Annotated in this window: 17 protein-coding genes and 1 riboswitch; of the genes, 10 read left to right on the top strand and 7 right to left on the bottom strand. The window is 66.2% G+C overall.

Features of this window, described 5'->3' with window-relative positions:
- Window positions 1–22: 22 nt before the first annotated feature.
- On the bottom strand, window positions 23–943 hold the full coding sequence (locus tag ACEN9H_RS22220; protein ID WP_413672110.1) for an AAA family ATPase: 921 nt from the start codon (window positions 941–943) through the stop codon (window positions 23–25).
- A gap of 154 nt (window positions 944–1,097) precedes the next feature.
- On the opposite strand from ACEN9H_RS22220, the gene ACEN9H_RS22215 reads away from it, so the two are divergent.
- Both ACEN9H_RS22215 and ylqF read left to right on the top strand, forming a co-directional pair.
- Window positions 1,098–2,027 carry a histone deacetylase family protein gene (locus ACEN9H_RS22215; protein ID WP_413672109.1) on the top strand — a complete coding sequence of 310 codons (930 nt, stop codon included), beginning with the start codon at window positions 1,098–1,100 and terminating at the stop codon, window positions 2,025–2,027.
- A 120-nt stretch (window positions 2,028–2,147) separates the two neighbouring features.
- On the top strand, window positions 2,148–3,095 hold the full coding sequence (ylqF, locus tag ACEN9H_RS22210; protein ID WP_082577545.1) for a ribosome biogenesis GTPase YlqF: 948 nt from the start codon (window positions 2,148–2,150) through the stop codon (window positions 3,093–3,095).
- Window position 3,096: 1 nt separating this feature from the next.
- On the opposite strand, the gene ACEN9H_RS22205 is transcribed toward ylqF, so the two are convergent.
- From ACEN9H_RS22205 to ACEN9H_RS22195, 3 genes are all read right to left on the bottom strand, one after another.
- Window positions 3,097–3,909 carry a DODA-type extradiol aromatic ring-opening family dioxygenase gene (locus ACEN9H_RS22205; RefSeq protein ID WP_413672108.1) on the bottom strand — a complete coding sequence of 271 codons (813 nt, stop codon included), beginning with the start codon at window positions 3,907–3,909 and terminating at the stop codon, window positions 3,097–3,099.
- Window positions 3,910–3,972: 63 nt separating this feature from the next.
- Window positions 3,973–4,872 (bottom strand): hypothetical protein, encoded by a 900-nt coding sequence (locus tag ACEN9H_RS22200; RefSeq protein WP_413672107.1) that lies wholly within the window; start codon window positions 4,870–4,872, stop codon window positions 3,973–3,975.
- Entirely contained in the window at window positions 4,869–6,995 is a 2,127-nt protein-coding gene (locus tag ACEN9H_RS22195; RefSeq protein ID WP_413672106.1) for a M1 family metallopeptidase, read from the bottom strand. The genes ACEN9H_RS22200 and ACEN9H_RS22195 overlap by 4 nt, the downstream gene beginning before the upstream one ends.
- Before the next feature lie 47 nt (window positions 6,996–7,042).
- Window positions 7,043–7,269, top strand: a riboswitch (cobalamin riboswitch).
- Window positions 7,270–7,339: 70 nt separating this feature from the next.
- Here ACEN9H_RS22195 and ACEN9H_RS22190 point away from each other — a divergent pair.
- The 4 genes from ACEN9H_RS22190 to ACEN9H_RS22175 all read left to right on the top strand — a co-directional run bounded on the left by ACEN9H_RS22190 (window position 7,340) and on the right by ACEN9H_RS22175 (window position 11,227).
- The gene (locus ACEN9H_RS22190) at window positions 7,340–9,322 is read left to right on the top strand and encodes a TonB-dependent receptor (RefSeq protein WP_413672105.1); all 1,983 of its coding nucleotides are present in this window, start codon (window positions 7,340–7,342) and stop codon (window positions 9,320–9,322) included.
- A 167-nt stretch (window positions 9,323–9,489) separates the two neighbouring features.
- A complete protein-coding gene (locus ACEN9H_RS22185) occupies window positions 9,490–10,152 on the top strand; it encodes a thiol:disulfide interchange protein DsbA/DsbL (RefSeq protein ID WP_371764772.1) in 663 nt (220 codons plus the stop codon).
- Between the two features lie 21 nt (window positions 10,153–10,173).
- Window positions 10,174–10,506 (top strand): hypothetical protein, encoded by a 333-nt coding sequence (locus ACEN9H_RS22180; protein WP_056126982.1) that lies wholly within the window; start codon window positions 10,174–10,176, stop codon window positions 10,504–10,506.
- Between the two features lie 52 nt (window positions 10,507–10,558).
- A complete protein-coding gene (locus tag ACEN9H_RS22175; protein WP_413672104.1) occupies window positions 10,559–11,227 on the top strand; it encodes a thiol:disulfide interchange protein DsbA/DsbL in 669 nt (222 codons plus the stop codon).
- On the opposite strand, the gene ACEN9H_RS22170 is transcribed toward ACEN9H_RS22175, so the two are convergent.
- Entirely contained in the window at window positions 11,228–12,544 is a 1,317-nt protein-coding gene (locus tag ACEN9H_RS22170; protein WP_413672103.1) for an ATP-binding protein, read from the bottom strand.
- Between the two features lie 325 nt (window positions 12,545–12,869).
- Here ACEN9H_RS22170 and ACEN9H_RS22165 point away from each other — a divergent pair, with 325 nt between their 5' ends.
- From ACEN9H_RS22165 to ACEN9H_RS22150, 4 genes are all read left to right on the top strand, one after another.
- Window positions 12,870–14,093, top strand: a complete 1,224-nt coding sequence (locus ACEN9H_RS22165) for a hypothetical protein (protein ID WP_413672102.1) — start codon at window positions 12,870–12,872, stop codon at window positions 14,091–14,093.
- 73 nt (window positions 14,094–14,166) lie between these two features.
- Window positions 14,167–15,027: a MipA/OmpV family protein gene (locus ACEN9H_RS22160; RefSeq protein WP_413672101.1), complete on the top strand. Its 861-nt coding sequence runs from the start codon at window positions 14,167–14,169 to the stop codon at window positions 15,025–15,027.
- Complete coding sequence (locus tag ACEN9H_RS22155) at window positions 15,027–15,743, top strand: hypothetical protein (protein WP_413672100.1); 717 nt, start codon at window positions 15,027–15,029, stop codon at window positions 15,741–15,743. Before ACEN9H_RS22160 ends, ACEN9H_RS22155 begins: the two co-directional genes overlap by 1 nt.
- A gap of 38 nt (window positions 15,744–15,781) precedes the next feature.
- Window positions 15,782–16,528: an SDR family oxidoreductase gene (locus ACEN9H_RS22150; protein WP_371764765.1), complete on the top strand. Its 747-nt coding sequence runs from the start codon at window positions 15,782–15,784 to the stop codon at window positions 16,526–16,528.
- 65 nt (window positions 16,529–16,593) lie between these two features.
- Here the strand turns inward: ACEN9H_RS22150 and ACEN9H_RS22145 are convergent, their stop codons facing one another.
- Window positions 16,594–17,280, bottom strand: coding sequence for a response regulator transcription factor (locus ACEN9H_RS22145; RefSeq protein ID WP_056126995.1), 687 nt, complete (start codon window positions 17,278–17,280; stop codon window positions 16,594–16,596).
- A 125-nt stretch (window positions 17,281–17,405) separates the two neighbouring features.
- Window positions 17,406–19,223 (bottom strand): hypothetical protein, encoded by a 1,818-nt coding sequence (locus ACEN9H_RS22140; RefSeq protein ID WP_413672099.1) that lies wholly within the window; start codon window positions 19,221–19,223, stop codon window positions 17,406–17,408.
- Between the last annotated feature and the right edge of the window lie 157 nt (window positions 19,224–19,380).

Genomic DNA, 19,380 nt, shown 5'->3' with positions numbered 1-19,380 from the left:
GCTGGATCGGCTGCGGGGGGCATCAGACCGGGACCGATTTCTGCAACTGCAGCACGAGGTCGCGGCTGGCCATCGCCACGCCCTGCGCGGAACGCAGCGGCCGCAACCGGTGCGCGCACACGGGCACGAGCAGGGCCTGCACGTCTTCCGGGATCACGTGGTCGCGGCCTTCCAGCGCGGCCCACGCGCGCGCGGCCTGCAGCAGCGCGAGCGTGGCGCGCGGCGACAGGCCTTCCGCGAACAGCTTGCCCGAGCGCGAGGACTGCGCCAAGGCCTGCAGGTAGTCGATGAGCTTGTCGGAGGCGTGGATCGCGCGCAGCGAGCGCTGGGCGTCGAGCAGTTCTTCCGGGCGCATCACGGGCTCGATGGTTTTCAGCATCGCGCGCCGGTTCTCGCCCATCAGCAGGGCACGCTCGGCGGCGGCGTCCGGATAGCCGAGCGACAGGCACATCAGGAAGCGGTCGAGCTGGGATTCCGGCAGGGGGAACGTGCCGACCTGGTGCGCGGGATTCTGCGTCGCGATGACGAAGAAGGGCTCCGGCAGCGCGCGGGTGACGCCGTCGGCCGTGACCTGCCGCTCTTCCATCGCTTCCAGCAGGCCCGACTGCGTCTTGGGCGTGGCGCGGTTGATCTCGTCCGCGAGCAGCACCTGGGTGAAGATCGGGCCGGGGTGGAAGACGAAGCCGCTCTTTTCGCGCTCGTAGACGGAAATGCCGGCGACGTCGGCCGGCAGCAGGTCGCTCGTGAACTGGACGCGGTTGAACTTCAGGCCCAGCGCCAGCGCGAGCGCATGGGCGAGGGTCGTCTTGCCGACGCCGGGCACGTCGTCGATGAGCAGGTGGCCGCCGGCCAGCAGGCAGGTCAGCGCAAGGCGGACTTGCCGGTCCTTGCCGACCACGATCTGGCTGACCTGGCGGGCGGCGGCGTGCAATTGATTGAACATGGATGGCTTCCGATGGTCGTTCCGGGGCGGCGGGGCACCCAGGCGTGGTAGATTAACGCTGTTAGCAATCCTGATATGCCTGCGGTTGCCTTTCGCATCGATTCTATGCGAGAACGGAGGGACTTGCGGTATCGATGAGCATCAACCAGGAATCATGAGTACAGCCATTTACAGCCACCCGGACTGCACCCTGCACCAGATGGGCAGCTGGCATCCCGAAGCCCCCGAGCGCCTGCGTGCCATCGAGGACCAGCTGATCCTCGCGCGCCTGGAGGGTCTCGTCGAGCGGGTGAGCGCGCCGCTGGCCGACGAAGCCGACATCCTGCGCAACCACACGCAGGGTGCGCTCGACCTCGTGCGCGACAACCTGCCGCAGGCGGGCGAACTCTATCCGCTCGACGGCGACACCTTGCTGTGCAAGGACAGCTACCGCGCCGCCCTGCGCGCGGCCGGCGCCGCCGTGGCCGCGACGGATGCCGTCATCGCCGGCACCGTCGACAATGCGTTCTGCGCCGTCCGCCCGCCGGGCCACCACGCGCGGCCGGCGGAGCCCATGGGCTTCTGCCTCTTCAACAACGTGGCCATCGCCGCGCGCCGCGCGCTCGACGTGCACGGGCTGGAGCGCGTCGCCATCGTCGACTTCGACGTCCACCACGGCAATGGCACGGCGGAGTCGTTCAAGGACGACCCGCGCGTACTGATGGCCAGCTTTTTCCAGCATCCGTTCTATCCGTACACGGAACCGGAACCGATCACGCCGACCTGCGTCAACGTACCGGTCCCCGCGTACTCGGGCGGCGACGTCGTGCGCAAGCTCGTCGCCGAACAATGGCTGCCCGCGCTGCACGCCTTCCGCCCGCAGATGATCTTCATCTCGGCCGGCTTCGACGCCCACAAGGAAGACGACATGGGCGGCATGGCCCTCGTCGAGGCGGATTACGCGTGGATCACGCACCAGGTCGCCGACATCGCCCGCCGGTACGCGGGCGGACGCATCGTCAGCTGCCTGGAGGGCGGCTACGCGCTGTCGGCGCTGGGACGCAGTGTCGTGGCCCACGTCAAGGCCCTCGCGGACCTCGACTGAAGCGCCGTCGACAGGAGGGCCGTCGACCGGGACGGCCGCTGCAGCATCGCCCAGGCTGTCGTCGATTTGCGTGGACTAGGGTAAAATACCCGGTTGCACGCAAATTTTTGAAGGTAGAGCATGTCGATTCAATGGTTCCCGGGCCACATGGCCGCCGCCCGCAAGCAGGCCGCGGAGCAGATGGAAAACACCGATGTGGTCATCGAGGTCCTGGACGCCCGCCTGCCGCAGGCGAGCAGCAACCCGATGGTCGAAGAGTTGCGCAAGTTCCGCCAGCGTCCCTGCCTGAAGGTGCTTAACAAGACCGACCTCGCCGACCCCGCCGCCACCGCGGCCTGGGCCGCGTGGTACGACGCCCAGGAAGGCGTGACCGCGTACCCGATGACGACCAAGAAGCCGTCGGACGTGGCGAAGATCCCCGACCTGTGCAAGACGCTGGCCCCGCACCGCGGCGTGCCGACGAAGCCGCTGCGCATCATGATCATGGGCATCCCGAACGTGGGCAAGTCGACCTTGATGAACGCGCTGCTGAAAAAGCGCGTGGCCAAGGTCGGCGACGAACCGGCCGTCACGAAGTCCCAGCAAAAGCTCTATCTGGACAAGTTCACCGTGCTGGTCGACACCCCGGGCATGCTGTGGCCGAAGATTGACATGGAAAGCGACGGCCTGATGCTGGCCGCCAGCCACGCGATCGGCACGAACGCCGTCATCGAGGAAGAAGTGGCGGAATACCTGGGCGGCCTGCTGCTGCAGCGCTATCCGCAACTGCTGACGGCTCGCTACGGCATCAAGACGGAAGGGCTGGACGGCTTCGGCGTGATCGAAGGCGTCGCCCAGCGTCGAGCGTTCCGCGTGCGCGGCGGCGACTACGACTACGAAAAGGCGGCGCACGTGCTGCTGCAGGACTACCGCCAGGGCGCGCTGGGCCGCATCAGCCTGGAAACACCGCAGACCCGCGCCGAGGCGCTGGAGCGCCACCGCATCGAGATGGAAGAAAAGGCCCGCATCGCGGCCGAGAAGGCCGCGCGCAAGGCGGAAGAGGCGGCGCGCGGGAAGCGCGGAACCTGATTCAGGCCGCGGCGTTGCCGAACCTGAAACTCGACACCGTCAACGCCCCAAAGAAACTCTCCTCGTGATACACGCACGCGGCCGCCTCCTGCTCGGCCGCGCCCAGCGCCACCCACAGCGGCACGAGATGATCCTCGCGCGGATGCGCCATGCGCGCATACGGCGCCTCGCTCCAGTGCAGCAGCGCCTGCTCGCGGTCGGCGGGCGATAGCTCCAGCAGCACGTGCTGCAGCCACGTATCGAACGCGTTCGACGCCAGCGCGCCGGCCGGGCCGAACTGGCGCAGGTTGTGGAACGACAGGCCGCTGCCGAGGATCAGCACGCCCTCGTCGCGCAGCGGGGCCAGCGCGCGGCCGGCGGCCAGGTGCACCGCCGGGTCGTAGCCGTGGCGGATCGACAGCTGCACGACCGGCATGTCGGCTTCGGGATAGATCGGCGCCAGCATCGAGAACGTGCCGTGGTCGAAGCCGCGCTCCGCATCCAGGCGGGCAGGCTGGCCGGCATCGTTCAGCAGTTGCGCGACGCGCGCCGCCAGCTGCGGTTCGCCCGGCGCCGGATAGCGGATCTGGTACGTGTGCGGCGGGAAGCCGCCGTAGTCGTAGATCATGCCGGGGGCCGTGCCGGACGATATCGTGAAGTCGTCCGTCTCCCAGTGGCTCGTCACGACGAGCACGGCTTTCGGGCGCACGCCGACCTGCCGCTTGATGTCGACCAGCGACGCTTCCAGCTCGGCATACGTGGGACCGTACTGGTCCTTCATCCACGGCCACGGGCCGCCTCCGTGCGAGACGAAATAGGTGGGCAGGCGGGTCATGGCAGGCTCCTTCGGGCGGCAATCGAAGTGTTCATGGTAGCCGATCCGCGCCGCCCGCGTGGATCAGCGCAGCAGCGCCGTCAGCGCGAACAGGCGCGCCATCCGCATCCACCCGAGCACGAGCACGACGACCTGGGCCAGCACGGCTGCGCCGATCGTGCCGGCCGTCCCCAGCGCAGGCACGTGCACGCGCGCGAACGCCAGCACGGCCGCGAGCGCGAGACCGGCTGAGGTGATGCCCAGATAGGTGCCCAGCAGCGCGAGCGGCCGGCGTGCCAGCTGCCCGCAGCCGCGCCACCACGCGCCGATGGCGGACGTGCGGCGGCGGTCGGCGGCCAGCATGGCGCGGCCGATGTCGACCGTCGCGTGGGCCAGCACGAGCAGCACGACGGTCGCGAGCGTGGCCAGGTGCGCGGCGCGTTCGGCGTCGGTTTCCAGCCGCGCCGTCTCGGCGATCCGGCCGGCCACATGGTGGGCCGAGCTGCCGATCAGTCCCGCCACACCCAGCGGGACGACCGACCACGCGAGCATGCGCGCGAGGCGCGGGTAACACTGCGCGCCTTCGGCCAGCAGCGCGCCCGACGCCAGCCGTTCCGGCGCGCGCGCGGCGGCGAGCGCCATGCCGGCCAGCAGCGGCGACAGCAACAACGTCAGCACGAGCGCGACGAGGCTGCCCGCGCCCAGCGCCGGCGCGTACTGGTCGCGCGCGGCGTGCAGGATGTCGGCGTACGCGATCATGTCGAGGCGTTCCGCCAGACGTCCCGCGTACACCGAGTGATCGAGGCTGGCGGCCAGCAGCTCCCACACCGGCAGCGCGGCGACGATCGTCGGCAGCAGCAGGAGCACGGCCCACCACAGCAGCAAACGCCATTGCAGCGCGGCGCGCGCCGCAGGCAGCACGCCGTGGAGGCCGGCCGCGCGCGGCGCAAGGGAAGGTGGCGCGAGGGTCGTTTCGGTCGTCATAAGGTGGCGATCAGGGCAAGGAGGTAGTTGACGGCGGCGGCGAACTCGAAGCCCCAGCGGTGCGAGGCGCGCGCATCCGGTGCGAGCGTGCGGCTGTCATCGAGCTTGTTCACGTCCAGGTAGTGCAGGCGCTGCGGATCGAGTTCGGCGGAGACGGCCTTCGCCGGCTTCGTCCAGGTGAACGTGTGCCAGCGTTCGTCGGCATCCCAGCGCGCGGTCTCGGTGCTGCCGTCGGCGAATTTCACGACGAGCGTCTGCGGCACGGGCGCGCCGTGGCGGCGGATCGTGACATCGGTGCGGTATGGGTACGGCCCGGTGCCGTCCGGATGCGTCTTGCGCCATGCCGCGCGCGCCGCGGCTATGCGCTTGTCGACGGCGGACTGGCTCTCGTGCGCGCCGGGGAGCGGCATCAGTTCCGTGCTCGCGAGGTCGGCGATGCTGTCGTCGACGCGGGAGACGGCGTAGACCTGGCGCTCGAACATGTCCTCGACGACGGCGCGCTGGCCTGTCACCTCGGCGAGCGTCTCGCGCAGGTCGGCGGTGCTCGGGTGGCGGAACTTCCAGCGCCGGTAGTATTCCTTGAACGCGCGCCCCATCGGCGCGCGGCCGATGTGCGCTTCCAGGTCGCGCATCAGGATCGCCGTGCGCGTGTAGACGGGGCCGATGTCCTGCAGGCGGTGCCACGCGTTGGCGCCGGGCGGGTCGGCCGGGTCGTGGCGCGGCGTCGCGGTGCGCTCGGCGTCGAAGGTCGGATAGCCGGGCGCGAAGCCGAGGCGGGCGAGCAGCGGCGTCGCGATGTACGCGAGCTGGCCCTGGTCGCGCATCATGCGGTTGTCCCAGTATTCGTTGAGGCCTTCGTCCAGCAGCGGTTCCTCGAATTCGTTCGACGCGAGCAGGCCGTAGAAATAACCGTGGCCGAATTCGTGGATGGTGACGAAGGCGAGGGCGAACTGGTTCACGGTGCGCGGTTCGACGGTGCGGTAGGCCTCGGCCGTGAAGAACGTCGGGTATTCCATGCCGCCCGCTTCCTCCGCGTTGTAGGGCGGGATCACGATGGTCAGCGTCCTGTACGGGTACGGGCCCAGCGTGTTCGAGAAGTACGTCAGCGATTCTTTTGCCGCCTTCAGCGCGGGCGCCGCGCTCGCCGCGAATTCGGGCGGGTACAGCACGGTCACCGTCACCGTCGGGCTGCCCGGGCCGGACCACGTGTCGACGAGCGGCCTGGCTGTCTGGTTGTCCGCGGTCCAGGCGAAGTCGTGGACGTCGCCCTGCGCGAAGCGCCACGTGCGCATGCCGTCCTTGTCGACGGGGGCGCCTTGCGGTTCGCCCGTCGCGCCCACGGTGTAGCCGCGCGGGACGGTGAGCTTCACGTCGTAGCTGCCGAAGTCCGCGTAGAACTCGGAATTCAGGTGGTACTCGTGCACGTTCCAGCGCGGCGCCGTCGCCCCCCGTTCGCCCGGCAGTTCCAGCACGCCGATCTTCGGGAACCACTGCACGACGAGGTGGAACGTGCCGAAGTAGCCGGCGCGGGCGACGACGCGCGGCAGTTGCGTGACGAAGTCGATGTCGAGCGTCGTCGATGCGCCCGGCGCGACGGCCTGCGGCAGGTCGAAGCGCACGACCGTATGGTCCGTCGCCGGGCCGTTGTCCGGATGGACGAAGGTCCACGGCACACCGGCGCTTCCTTGCGCGACGCGGCGCAGGGCGATGTGGCCCCACGCATCCTTGATGTCGACGCCGGAGCGGAAGGTGCCGTCGCGCGTGCGCCGCTCGGTGAAATAGGTGCTGCCCGCGTTTTCGAACGCGTTCATGTACAGGTGCAGGTAGACCCTGCTGACGGCGACGTTGCTGCGGTTGCGCCACGTGAGGCGCTCGCGGCCCGTGACCGTGTGCTTTACCGGGTCGAGCGTGGCGGCGATGTCGTAATGGACGACGCGGTCCGACAGCGTGGGTTCGCGGCCCGTGCGCGGGCCGCCCCAGGCATCCGGGCTGCTGGGCACGCGCACGGCGGCGGCATCGGGCGCGGCGAGGGCGATGCCGTCGGATGCAGGTGCGGCGAACACCGCGCCCGCCAGCAGCAGCACCGCGGCGAGGACGAGGCGAAATCGGAAACGAGGAAGCATGCGGGATCCCGGGCGTGGCTGTTATTTTTGTGCCTACACTATACAGGTTATAATCTCGGGGTTCTGGTGCCCGCATGCGCGTCTGCGCGTGCAGTTAAACGGGAAACACGAAGCGGCGTCGCCTCCGGCGGCGTGCCAACGTGTGCTGCCCCCGCAACGGTAAACAAGCGTCGCCGCACGGCGACAGGCCGCCCCGACAGCCACTGTGCTTGCATAGGAAGGTGGGACGGTCCGTCTTGGAGCCCGGAGACCGGCCAGACAGGGGAAGCCGGCGTTACGCCGCGCTTTTGTGTACGCCGGCGTGCGGGGACGCTTGCCGGCGCCAAACGAACACTGAACATCCAATGCATACTGCCGCCTCCACCCGCGGCGCGCCGGCTATCAAGCCGATCGCGCTGGCCTGTGCCATCGTCCTGTCCCTCTCCGCCGGCGCCGTGCGCGCCCAGGACGGCAACCCATCGACCGTCGTCATCACCGGTGCCCGTTTCCCGAGCGTGGAAACCCTGCGTCCGATCGGCGCCACCGTCATCACGCAGGACGACATCCGCCGCGCCGGCGTCAACGACGTGAACAGCGCGATCCGCAAGATCGGCGGCGTGTTCGGCCGCCAGAGCCTGGACTCCTCGCCCGACTTCGCGCTCGACCTGCGCGGCTTCGGCACCAACAGCGCGCAGAACATGGTGATCATGGTCGACGGCGTGCGCCTGAACGAGAACGAACTGGCGAACACCGTGCTGTCGACGATCCCGATCGACACGGTCGAACGCATCGAGATCACCCGCGGCGGCAGCAGCGTGCTGTATGGCGAAGGCGCCACCGGCGGCATCATCCAGATCACGACGCGCCGCAACGTGGCCGGCGGCCTGCACGGTTCCGTGTTTGCCGAAGGCGGCTCGTTCCATGAACACGATCTGCGCGCGCAGCTGTCGCAGACGGCGGGCGACGTCAGCGCCGACATCGCCGTCGCGCGCCAGGGTTCCAACAACTACCGCCGCAACAGCGATTTCGACCAGACGACCGCCTCGCTGAACCTGCAGACCCGCTTCACGGGCGGCCGCGCCGGCATCCACGTCGAGAGCGCGCGCCAGGATTCGCGTCTCCCGGGTTCGCTGTCGCTGACCCAGTTCGACGCCGATCCGCGCCAGGCGTCGACGCCGAACGATTTCGGCTCGCTCAACACGGACCGCGCGAACGTCTTCGCCGAATACCGCCTGGGCGCCGTCGACCTGGCGGCCGACCTGTCGCACCGCGAACGCAACGTGCGTTCGAACTACCTGTCCTTCGGCTCGAACAATGCGTACGACGGCCGCCAGGACCAGTTCTCGCCGCGCGCGCGCTGGCTGTCCGACGTCGGCGGCATGCTCAATGAACTGGTGGGCGGCGTGGACTTCACGCGCTGGAAGCGCAAGACGACGGCCTCGTTCTCGAGCGCCGACGCGAGCCAGTCGTCGAAGGCCGTGTACCTGCGCGACGAGCTGCGCTTCGATCCGGCCCACGACGGCCGCATCGCGCTGGGCGCGCGCCACGAGAACTTCGACAAGAACGTCGTGGACGTCGTGGGCGGCGTCGCGCCGGAAGACCGTTCGCAATCGCAGAACGCGTGGGAAGCGCAGGCCAGCTACCGTGTGCACCCGCTCGTCGAGGTGTACGCCAAGGCGGGGCAGAGCTACCGCGTGGCCAACGTCGACGAGAACGGCTACCGGTCCAGCCTCGATATCCTGAAGGCGCAGACGTCGCACGACCTGGAACTCGGTACGACCCTGCGCCACGCGCCGGGCGACGACAGCCGCACGCTGACGGCGCGCGTATTCCGCCATCGCCTGGACAACGAGATTTTCTATGATCCGACGCTGAATGGCGGCTGGGGCGCGAACACGAACCTCGATCCGACCGAGCGCAAGGGCGTCGAGATCGATGCCGAGGCGGCGCTGGCGGCGGGCTGGCGCGCCAGCGCGCACCTGCAGCACGTGATCGCGCACTTCACGGACGGCCCCAACGCCGGCCGCGAACTGGCGCTCGTGCCCAAGAACGTCGTGACGGCGCGCCTGGCGTGGGTGCCGGGCAATGGCCAGTCGGCCGACGTGGGCGTGCAATGGGTCGACAGCCAGCGTTACGGCGGCGACTTCAGCAACACCTGCGGCGCACGCATCCCGTCTTACACGACGCTCGACGCGCGCTACAGCATCAAGCTGGGCGCATGGGACGTCGCCGCGACGGGGCTGAACCTGGCGGACCGTCGTTACTTCAGCAATGCGTTCTCGTGCAAGGGCGGCATCTACCCGAGCGATGGACGTCAACTGAAATTGTCGGCCCGGTACGACTTCTGACAAACCGGGGTCAGAGCCCTAGATTTGGAAATTGCCCAAAATCGGGCTCTGACCCCGGTGTTGGTTACGACGGTAACCAATTGCAAGAAATAAGCCCTGGCTAAGGCTCGCGACCGAAAAAGTGGTAATCTCGCGTCGTTTGCTTAACCAACCCTAGAAGGAAAACTATGCGTTCCCTGCGTTTTGCCCTGCTCGCCACCGTCCTCGCCGCCAGCACCGCGTTCGCTTCGCCGACCGACCCGAAGAGCGGTGTCGAGTACGTGACGCTCGCTCAGCCGCAACCGGTGCAGGCCACGGGTAAAAAGGTCGAGGTGATCGAGTTCTTCATGTACCACTGCCCGCACTGCAACGCGCTGGAACCGCAGCTCGAACAGTGGGTCAAAAAGCAAGGCGACAACATCGTGTTCAAGCGTGTCCACCTGCCGTCGTCGGGTCCCAACGATCCGGAAGCGCACCTGCGCCTGACGCTGGAAGCGCTGGGCAAGGCCGAAGAGTTCCAGCCCAAGGTCTTCAAGGCCTGGCACGTGGATCGCCTGCGTCTGAACACGGATGCGGCCATCATCGACTGGGCCTCGAAGAATGGTCTCGACCGTAACAAGTTCCTGGACGCGTGGAACTCGTTCGGCGTGACGACCAAGCTGCGCCGCCTGCCGCAGATCACCAGCGACTACAAGGTCGACAGCGTGCCGACCATCGTCATCGACGGCAAGTACCAGACGTCGCCGGCATTGGTCTACAATTCGGTCAAGACCCAGAACGAGCCGGCCCTGTTCGGAGCCACGCTGCAAGTGATGGACGCCCTGGTCGCGAAAGCCGCCAAGTCGAAATAAATAAAAGGTAGAAACAGCGCAATGAGTGACGCCGAAGGCAAGATCCTGAAGATGTACGACAAGTCCAAGCCGGACGAGGAGCATCTGTTCGATTCGAGTAACTGGAACCACGCGGCCTGGGTGCTCGTGATCGTGCTCGCAGGTCTTGCATTCTGGCTCGCCATTGCGCTCGTGAACGCCGAAAACCAGCGCAATGCGCTGGTGACGAATCAATGCGCGGATCCCGTGTTCAAGGGCGAGATCGACCGGCAATGCCTGCTGACCGTGCATTCGCGCGAGCACTGGTGGGACCACCTGTTCTACGCGATGGGCCACGTGAAGCCGGAACGCCCGGCGCCGGTCGGACGTCGATAATTCCTTAAGGAAATGGTAACCTTCAGGTTTTTCACGACCTGAAGGATTGTCCATGCCTTTCCTGCGCGCCGCCGGCCTCGGCCTGCTGCTGTCCCTGTCGCTGTCTCTCGCCCATGCGTCGCCCGCTGTTCCGCAGAATGGCGTCGACTATGCCACGCTCGCCCGTTCGCAGCCCGTGCAGGTGAACGGCAACAAGGTCGAGGTCATCGAATTCTTCATGTACCACTGCCCGGTGTGCAATGCACTGGAACCGTTACTGGAGGAGTGGGTCAGGAAGGAAGGCGACCGCATCACGGTGCGCCGCATCCATTACCCGTCGACGGGACAGGCCGATCCGGAAGCGCATTTGTTCCTGACGCTTGAAGCACTGGGCCGGCTGGGCGACATGCACGCGAAAGTGTTCAAGGCGGTGCACACGGACCATATCCGTTTGAACAAAGACGACGTCATCATCGACTGGGCGGCGCAGAACGGCGTCGACCGGGCGACCTTCCTCGACGCGTGGAATTCGTTCGGCGTGACGACGCGCCTGCGCCAGCTCGACAAGGTCGCGGCCAACTACCAGGTCGAGTCCGCGCCCACGCTCATCGTCGGCGGCCGCTTCCTGACGAACCCCGGCCTGTTGTCGCGCCAGATGGAAGGCGCCGACCGCACGGACGTGTTCAAGGCGACGCTGCAGGTGGCGGACAAGCTCGTCGACAAGGCCGCGCAGGCGAAGTAATCAGGCCGACAGCACGCCGTCCGGCAGGTTGATCACGAAGCGGGCGCCGCCCAGGGTCGACTGCTCGACTTTCAGGTTGCCGCCATGCAGGGCTATCGCCTTGTGCGCGATCGACAGGCCGAGGCCGAAGCCGCCGGTGGCGCGGTCGCGGCTGCGGTCGAGGCGGTAGAACGGCTCGAAGATGCGTTCCCGCTCTTCTTCGGGAATGCCGGGCCCGTCGTCCTCGACGGCGATCTCGATGCGGCAATCGTCGCGCCGCACGCGCAGCGCGACCTCGTGCGCCGCGTACTTCTGTGCATTCCTCAGCAGGTTGCCGATGGCGCGGCCGATCAGGCGGCGGTCGCCGTCCACGCTGCCCAGGTGCTCGCCCAGGTCCACGTGCAGGCGCTGCGGCCGCGGATGCAGGCCGTCCGTGCATTCGCGCAGCAGCGGCTCCAGCTCGAACAGGGCGCGCTGCGGGCCCTGGGCGTTGTCCAGCTTGCTCATCGACAGCAGTTCGTTGACGAGGTCGTTCAACTCGGTCAGGTCGCCTTCCATCGCCGCGATGCGCTTGGTCAGCGCGGGGTCGCCCGCGCGCTCGGCCAGCAGTTCCAGCGCGAATTCCAGCCGCGCGATCGGCGTGCGGAGTTCGTGCGACACGGAGTGGAGCAGGTTCTTCTGCGCTTCCAGCAAGCCCTGGATGCGCTCGGCCATCGCATTGATGCGTTCGGCCAGCGGAAACACGGCGTCCGCCGGTTTCAGGTGCGCCCGCGCGGACAGCTGCCCGGCACCGAATTCATCCGCCACGCGCGACAGCGTCTGCAATGCCCGCCAGTGCGAGCGCGACCACAGCGCGATCGGCACGAGCAGCGCCAGCGCCACGACGACGTAGCGCACCACTTCCATCGCGAGCGCCTGGCCGAGGTCGATCGGCAGGTTGTAGGCGCGGATCGCTTCCTCGTTGCTGCCGATGTAGCGGTCGCCGCGCAGGTCGACGCGCCGGAAGAATGCCTTGTGCTGCGGATCCAGCACGACGTCGCCCCGCTCCAGCGCCTCATGCTGGCGGGCGGGCAGGGCGGCGCGCGCCTGGTCCAGCGGGATCAGGTCGAAATGAGCCTCCGACACTTCGCGCACCTTGTTCAGGCGGCCGAGCCACTCATCGGCCGGCGCGCGGTCGACGTATTGTTCGAGCAGGAAGATCTGCGCCGACGCCTGGCGCCGCGCGATGTCGTCGAGCGGGTCGCCGAACAGCCGGGCGAAGACGAAATAGATGACGAACGTCGCCGCCGTGATCGACAGCATCACGAGCACGAAGAAGCGGAAAAACAGGCGATTCACGCCGCCGTCCTCCGGTCGTGGGCACTGTCCTGGGCTGAGTTTGTCTTACACATCTCGAAATTGTATAGGAGCAATGATCTAAAAAACCATCCCTTACAAATTGAGGACAAATGCTGGACAGTCCGGGGATGAAGTTCTTGACCGGACTGCGTACGATGTCTACACGTCAGGACACGTCGAAAACCGTCGCGACGTAGCAGGTTTTCGACCTGGCCTCATTGGGTTTTCCGTTTGGGTCCGCCCGATGCGCGAGAGAAGGCGGACCCTTTTTTATTCGGGATGCGTGCCGGGCACACGGCGCCATCGTTTCCAGGAGAGGGAGAGTATGAGCATGTTTGGACGCGTGATGACGCCGCTGGGCGCCGTGATCGTCGGCGCGGCGCTGGCCGCCTGCGGTGGAGGAAGCACGATGCATGACCAGCAAGCCAGCCCCGGCATCGCGGTCGGCGAGCCGAACCCGGCCGCCCTGGCAACCGCCCCGTTCGTCGAGATGGCGCGCACTGCCGCCTGCAGCGAGACCAAGAACCGTTTGTTCGTCATCGACGGCAAGCAAGTGTTCTGGGACCATGCCGGTCGCTGCGCGGACGCGTCCTATGAGCAAGTCCTGTTCGGCAACAAGCCGGAAGCCCGCCTGTGCTCGTACGGCGACACGATTGCCGGACCGAAGACCAATTGCCAGGACGAGAGCGCCCGCGCGCTGTTCGAGACGATCGTCAAGCATGCCGACCAGCCGGATCTGGGCCTGGGCAGCAGCCACAAGGTCGAACAACTGGCCTTCCTGCCGGCAGCCGGCACGGCGGTCACGTTCGACACCGTCGCGAAGGATACCTTCTCGGGCGTGACGGCGCCCCAGACCGTCGTCATCAAGGACCAGGCTGCCTGGGACAAGCTGTGGGCCCAGCACACCGCCGGCCGCACCCCGGTCCCGGCCCAGCCGAAAGTCGATTTCACGCGCAAGATGCTCCTCGCCGTGTTCGCCGGCGACTACGCCAGCGGTTGCCGCAGCATGGTCGTCGGCCGCGTGGCGGCGGGCGCCAGCAAGCTCGAAGTCGAGATCGACGAGCGCGACGTGACGACGGTCGCCATCTGCCTGCCCGTCGTGACCCAGCCGATGCAGGTCGTGGCCGTGGATCGCGTGGATGCCGACGTCGCGTTCAACAAGGTGGCCGCCGCGGACATCTTCTTCCAGACCGCGGATGCGACGAGCCTGTCGGGCGTCCACGACGCACGCACGGTCGTCGTCAAGGACGAGGCTGCCTGGACCCGCCTGTGGGACGAACACGCGCCGGGCCGCGCCAGGCCTGCCGTCGATTTCGCGGCGCAGATGGTCGTCGGCGTCTTCATGGGTAGCGGCGCCAACAGCTGCTATTCGACTGCCATCGACGGCATCCTGCGCGCGGGCGACAAGATCCTCGTGCGTGAGCTGCGCTCGGTGCCGGGATCGGACATCCTGTGCGCCATGCACGTGACGACCCCCGCGCACCTGGCCGTGATCCCGCGCAGCGAGTTGCCGGTGGTATTTTCGACCGAAGTGGCAACGAGGCATTAAAGCAGGAAAGGATATGGGAGGAAGGAAGACAAGGACGTAGAATATTGTCTTCCCGAATCTTTCAACCCCGAACATGAACAAGCTTCTCTTCCTCGCGCTGGGCGCCGCCTGCGGTACGGCGTGGGCCCAGACGCCGGCGACCAACCCCATGCCCGACGGCAGCCGCGACATGTACGTGGGCCTCGGCGTGCAGTCGGCGCCGCGCTGGGACGGGACGGGAAGCCGCAAGGTATCAGCGTTGCCGGTGCTCCAGGTTCAATGGAGCAACGGCCTTTTTATTTCCGGCATGAGCGCCGGCATGCACCTGACGGACAGCCCGACGTTCGAATACGGCCCGCTGGTGGCCGTGCAGCCCGGCCGTGACGAGACCGGCACCGGCCAGACCGTCGACGGCGCCAGCTCATGGGGTACGACCCTGATCGGCCCGGTCCCGGATCCGATCGACAAGCGCCACATGGTCGCCACGCGCCTGGAGGGCATGGACAAGATCGGCGCACGTCTGCAGGGCGGCGTCTTCGCGAACTATTACGTGACGCCGCAATGGCGCCTGACGAGCAGCGTGCTGTATGGCGCCGGCAACGACCACGACGGCGCGCGCCTGGACCTGGGCGTGCAGCGGCTCGCGTTCGAGCTGGGCAGCCAGCACCGCGTGTCGGTGTCGGCGGGCGTGTCCATCGTCAATCGCAACTACAACCAGACGTATTTCGGCGTCTCGCGGGAAGAAGCGTCGCGTAGCCGCTTTTCCTATTACGAGGCGGGCGGCGGCCTGCAGGAGGCGCACGTCGGCGTGCGCTGGAACTGGGCCCTGTCGCCCTCGTGGATGCTGACCTCGAACCTGCAGGCCAAGGGCTTGCTGGGCAATGCCGCCAAGAGCCCGCTCGTCGAGCGGTCCACCAACCTGACGGTTTCGACCGCCTTCACCTACCGGTTCTGATGATGCGCGCATCCCGCCAACTCATCGCTGCCTTTGTCTCGCTGCTCGCGGCCGCTCCAGCCGTCGTGCAGGCGCAGGCACAGGCCGGCGAATGGGTGAGCTACCGGGATGCGTACCGGGCCATGGTCCAGTTCGAGAAATACGGCGGTCCGAAGAACCTGCTGCAAAGCCAGTTGCAGGTGCAGTCGCGCGACCACGCCGGACTGGGCGAGGGCGCCCAGCTCACGCTGACGGGCAAGACGACGCAATTGAACCTGCCGTTGGACGCTCTCGGCCGCACGGTGTTTCCGCTGACGAAGGCGGCGTACGACGAGAACGCGGCCCTCGTCCTGAACCGCAAGGGCATGCCGTTCGTGCTGCGCCCGCAGGTGACGATCGCGCCGCGCGCCGACGGCCAGTACGATGCCGCGGACCTGCGCACGGCCTGCGCCCAGGCGCTCGGCTTCGTGCGCTACGTGGATGCGTCGCAGCGCGCGCGCCAGTGCGTCGGCGTGCGCTTCGTGTTCCCAAGGAAGGGATCGGCCGAAACGGCCGGCGCCCGCCTGCGCCATGCGGAGGGCGGCGAGCAGGCGCTGCCCGTGACGTCCGGCGCCGCCTTCACGGGCGATCCCGACGAAGGCTTTCCCATCGTGACCTGGCGCTTCGCCACGGCGCCCGGACGGGCCCAGGTCGTCACCTACAATGCGCCGCTCGCGATCGTCCCGATCTTCGAATAACGCGGTATGCTCATCCGGTTGACATAACAGGGACGACAATGGACAAGACCATCCTGATCACGGGCGCCAGCCGCGGCATCGGCGCCGCCTGCGCGCTGCTGGCGGCACGGCGCGGCTACACGGTCTGTGTGAATTACCGGGACAACGACGCGGCGGCAAACGCCGTCGTGCAGGCCATCGAAGCGGCCGGCGGCCACGCGTTCGCGGTGGCGGCCGACGTGGCCGAGGAAGACGACGTCGCGCGCCTGTTCGCCGCCATCGATGCGCGCTGCGGCCGGCTCGACGCCCTCGTCAACAACGCCGGCATCCTCGCGCGCCAATCGCGCGTGGAGCATATGGACGCCGCCCGCATCAACCGCATCCTCGCCACCAACGTCACGGGCAGCTTCCTGTGCGCGCGCGAAGCCGTGCGGCGCATGTCCACGAAGCACGGCGGCAACGGCGGGGCGATCGTGAATCTATCGTCGCGCGCGGCCGTGCTCGGGTCGGCCAACGAATACGTCGATTACGCGGCGTCGAAGGCGGCCGTGGATGCGCTGACGATCGGGTTGTCGAAGGAAGTGGCGCAGGAGGGCATCCGCGTGAACGGCGTGCGGCCGGGGCTGATCGACACGGACATGCACGCCAGCGGCGGCGAGCCGGGGCGCATCCAGCGCCTGCAATCGTCCGTGCCGATGGCGCGGGGCGGCACGGCGGAAGAAGTCGCGGCCGCCGTGCTGTGGCTGCTTTCGGACGAGGCGTCGTATGCGACCGGGACGTTCATCGACGTGTCGGGCGGCCGCTGAGACGCCGGTTGGGCTTGCATTGACCGTCATTCCCGATTGGGTCCCCGCCGCCGCGGGGACGACGTTTAGTTCCAGGCCGAAGGCGAGAACAGATAACCCTCGCCCCACACCGTCTTGATCTTCTCGGACAGGTTGTCGTCGAACTTGCGGCGCAGTTTGGAGATGCAGTTGTCGATGCTGCGGTCGAGGCCGTCGAATTCGATGCCGCGCATCTTCTTGAGCAGTTCGTCGCGCGACAGCACGCGCCCGGCGGCCTCGGCCAGCACGAGCAGCAGCTTGTATTCCGTGTTGCTGAGCACGCACGGCTGGCCGCGCCACGTGACGCTGCGGTCGCTCGTCATGATGCGCAGCGCGCCGAACTCGAGCACGCGGGAATCCGTCGTCGTCTTCGTCTGCGTACGGCGCAGCAGGGCGCGCAGGCGCGCCAGCAGCACGCGCGGCTGCACGGGCTTGTTGACGAAGTCGTCCGCACCCTGTTCCAGTCCCGAGACTTCATCGTACGTATCCTCGCGCGCCGTGAGGATCAGGATCGGCACGTCCGATACGTCCCGGATCTGGCGGCACACGACCATGCCGTCCATGCCGGGCAGCATGAGGTCGAGCACGACGATGTCCGGCACGGCCGTCTTGAAGTGCTCCAGCGCGGCGTCGCCCCGCGTGACGAGGTCGACCGAGAATTCATAGCCGGACAGGTATTCCGTCACCAGTTCCGCGAGGCGCGGATCGTCTTCCACCAACAGTACGCGATACATGATGTTCTCCTTGAGCCCGACATTTTATAAGAGTGGGCAAGGTTGGAGCATGTTTGGTGGGTCGTCATGACAAAAACGTACAGTTTCGCGACAAATCCAGCGTGGACGCCTTCGACCGGGCATCCTCAATCCTCTTTCAGGACTTTCTCGAAAGTAAAACGTTCCTGGAAAATGCCGGGTTTTCGCATGAATTTTCCGTGTTGGAGTTTGTTGTCCGCCGTTGCACGCATCGTACGCTGCATATCGAGGTCGAGCTGGTGCAACCCGGTCGCTTCGATACCTTTGCCGACTTCGCACAGCACCTGACGTGAACCCGGCTCGCGGCGTGGGGCGAAAATCCCACTGCCGCCGAATTCAGCGACGTTGCACATCACAATGTGCTGATAAAAGCGGTGCGAATCGGCGATGCAGCACGACCGGTACAAATCGCCGAACGGATTGTGCGACACGACGAACAGGATATCCAATGGCTCGGCGCCGTCTCCCAGGTTCAATCGTTCGATCAATTCCAGGTGGCTGTAGTCGTAACAGATCAGCACCCCGAACGACGCTCCGCTATCGTTGGTAAAGCGGAGTAATTCGCTGCCGCGCTTCAGCGGTTGCCGGTCTTCCGGGTCTGCGCTGCCTTGCGCATCATATTGCGAGCGCGTGATCTTCCGGTAAAACGTAGTCACCCCTTCTGGACGGTCCGGATGAATGATGACGCACTCGTTCGCATTCTCGTTGTCAGGATAGTCCAGGCCCGCAATCACGATCGTTTTGTTGGCCTTGCTGAATGCGATCAGTTCGGGAAGGAAGGAGCGCGGGACGAAGACTTCGGGCATCACAAGGAAATCCAGATCCGCTGGTTCCTCGCGTAACCGGCAGCGCAGCATCAGTTCATGCAACTTTGCCGTCAGCCGTTGCTTGAAAAAGGCGACTTCGTTGTCGGCCTTGTCCAGCCTGTAACCGGTTTTTCGGTAGATCTCGATGGACAGGGAATCCAGCTGGCAAAAAGCGATAACCGGGTTTTTCGAGTTCCACGAGAAATTGTCGATTTGCCTGGGCCGTGCTTGCGGCACGCCGGGGGAAACGTCGAATGTATGTAGAAAACGTTGGGAAGGGAGGATCACATCCCTGCCGTCTCGTGCAGCTTTTTCTGGAAATCCCTTCGTACGATAGGTCTCTCTCAGCTGGCGCAGGCAGCCTATTTCGAGCTTCATGCTGGCATCGACTTCGGCACTGCCGCGTGCGCCGAACATTTGTCCGGCAGTGCTGAGCGTCGCGTTCTTTTCCTTGCCGATGCGGCGAAACGGTGCAAAGACGCCGGAGCCCCCGAGTTCGCCCACGTTGACGATGACCACGAAGCAGAACAGGCGATGCACGTCGGCCCGGGCATATTCCCAGTAGAGCCTGGATGCAGCGTTATAGGTCACGACGACGAGAAGTTCGATCTCGTAATCCTGCAGCGCCCGGAGAATGTCGATGTGCGTATATTCATGGCAATTCAGTACAGCCCAGCTGACACACTCCCGGTCACCTTTGAAAATCATGAGCTCGTCCCCCGGCTGGCAATCAAGATCGCCATCTTCGGACGCGAGGGACAGTTTATTTTGCTCGTACAGCTTGCCACCGCTCGCGATATAGGTGACGTTGCGCTTCTCGATTGTCCCTGCCAATGCGACGACATGTCGTTTGCCCGCATAGTTCCTGACAGCGCCCGGATTGTTTGCGATCGCCGGATGGTAGGACATGACCGTGAGATCCGTGGTGGGCACATCTTGCAGAAGCCCATTGAATTCCTGGATCTCGTCGGATGTGGCGCTCTCCGATGATCGTTTCAGTCCATCGAGATTCCCGATGGTCACGCGATGGGAATCGTTTTGAATCAGGCGAACCGTCAGCAGTTCATCGGTCAACCGGAGCGACGACTTTCTGATATTGAGTTTGATGTTCGTGGCCATATTTCCATTCGTGAGTTCAATTACACGAGTGTGTAGGGAAGTCGACGCCGACGCAATGCCACCTGCCTACCAACCGGTGGCCGAAAAAAAGGCCCGCGTTGGCGGGCCGTAGGTGTGCGATTCGATACCTCGCGTTGGCTTGCTCCTGGACGTCGTA

This window comes from Massilia cellulosiltytica, from assembly GCF_047325105.1.
GTDB lineage: Bacteria > Pseudomonadota > Gammaproteobacteria > Burkholderiales > Burkholderiaceae_D > Telluria > Telluria orientalis.
The sequence above is the reverse complement of the archived record's forward strand: the minus strand, read 5'-3'. Positions and strand labels throughout refer to the sequence as shown.

Coding starts and splice junctions, on each gene's coding strand:
- ACEN9H_RS22220 (WP_413672110.1), bottom strand. CDS start 943: ATGTTCAATCAATTGCACGCCGCCGCCCGCCAGGTCAGCCAGATCGTG.
- ACEN9H_RS22160 (WP_413672101.1), top strand. CDS start 14,167: ATGAACAAGCTTCTCTTCCTCGCGCTGGGCGCCGCCTGCGGTACGGCG.
- ACEN9H_RS22195 (WP_413672106.1), bottom strand. CDS start 6,995: ATGCTTCCTCGTTTCCGATTTCGCCTCGTCCTCGCCGCGGTGCTGCTG.
- ACEN9H_RS22145 (WP_056126995.1), bottom strand. CDS start 17,280: ATGTATCGCGTACTGTTGGTGGAAGACGATCCGCGCCTCGCGGAACTG.
- ACEN9H_RS22215 (WP_413672109.1), top strand. CDS start 1,098: ATGAGTACAGCCATTTACAGCCACCCGGACTGCACCCTGCACCAGATG.
- ACEN9H_RS22165 (WP_413672102.1), top strand. CDS start 12,870: ATGAGCATGTTTGGACGCGTGATGACGCCGCTGGGCGCCGTGATCGTC.
- ACEN9H_RS22175 (WP_413672104.1), top strand. CDS start 10,559: ATGCCTTTCCTGCGCGCCGCCGGCCTCGGCCTGCTGCTGTCCCTGTCG.
- ACEN9H_RS22185 (WP_371764772.1), top strand. CDS start 9,490: ATGCGTTCCCTGCGTTTTGCCCTGCTCGCCACCGTCCTCGCCGCCAGC.
- ACEN9H_RS22140 (WP_413672099.1), bottom strand. CDS start 19,223: ATGGCCACGAACATCAAACTCAATATCAGAAAGTCGTCGCTCCGGTTG.
- ylqF (WP_082577545.1), top strand. CDS start 2,148: ATGTCGATTCAATGGTTCCCGGGCCACATGGCCGCCGCCCGCAAGCAG.
- ACEN9H_RS22180 (WP_056126982.1), top strand. CDS start 10,174: ATGAGTGACGCCGAAGGCAAGATCCTGAAGATGTACGACAAGTCCAAG.
- ACEN9H_RS22205 (WP_413672108.1), bottom strand. CDS start 3,909: ATGACCCGCCTGCCCACCTATTTCGTCTCGCACGGAGGCGGCCCGTGG.
- ACEN9H_RS22190 (WP_413672105.1), top strand. CDS start 7,340: ATGCATACTGCCGCCTCCACCCGCGGCGCGCCGGCTATCAAGCCGATC.
- ACEN9H_RS22155 (WP_413672100.1), top strand. CDS start 15,027: ATGATGCGCGCATCCCGCCAACTCATCGCTGCCTTTGTCTCGCTGCTC.
- ACEN9H_RS22200 (WP_413672107.1), bottom strand. CDS start 4,872: ATGACGACCGAAACGACCCTCGCGCCACCTTCCCTTGCGCCGCGCGCG.
- ACEN9H_RS22150 (WP_371764765.1), top strand. CDS start 15,782: ATGGACAAGACCATCCTGATCACGGGCGCCAGCCGCGGCATCGGCGCC.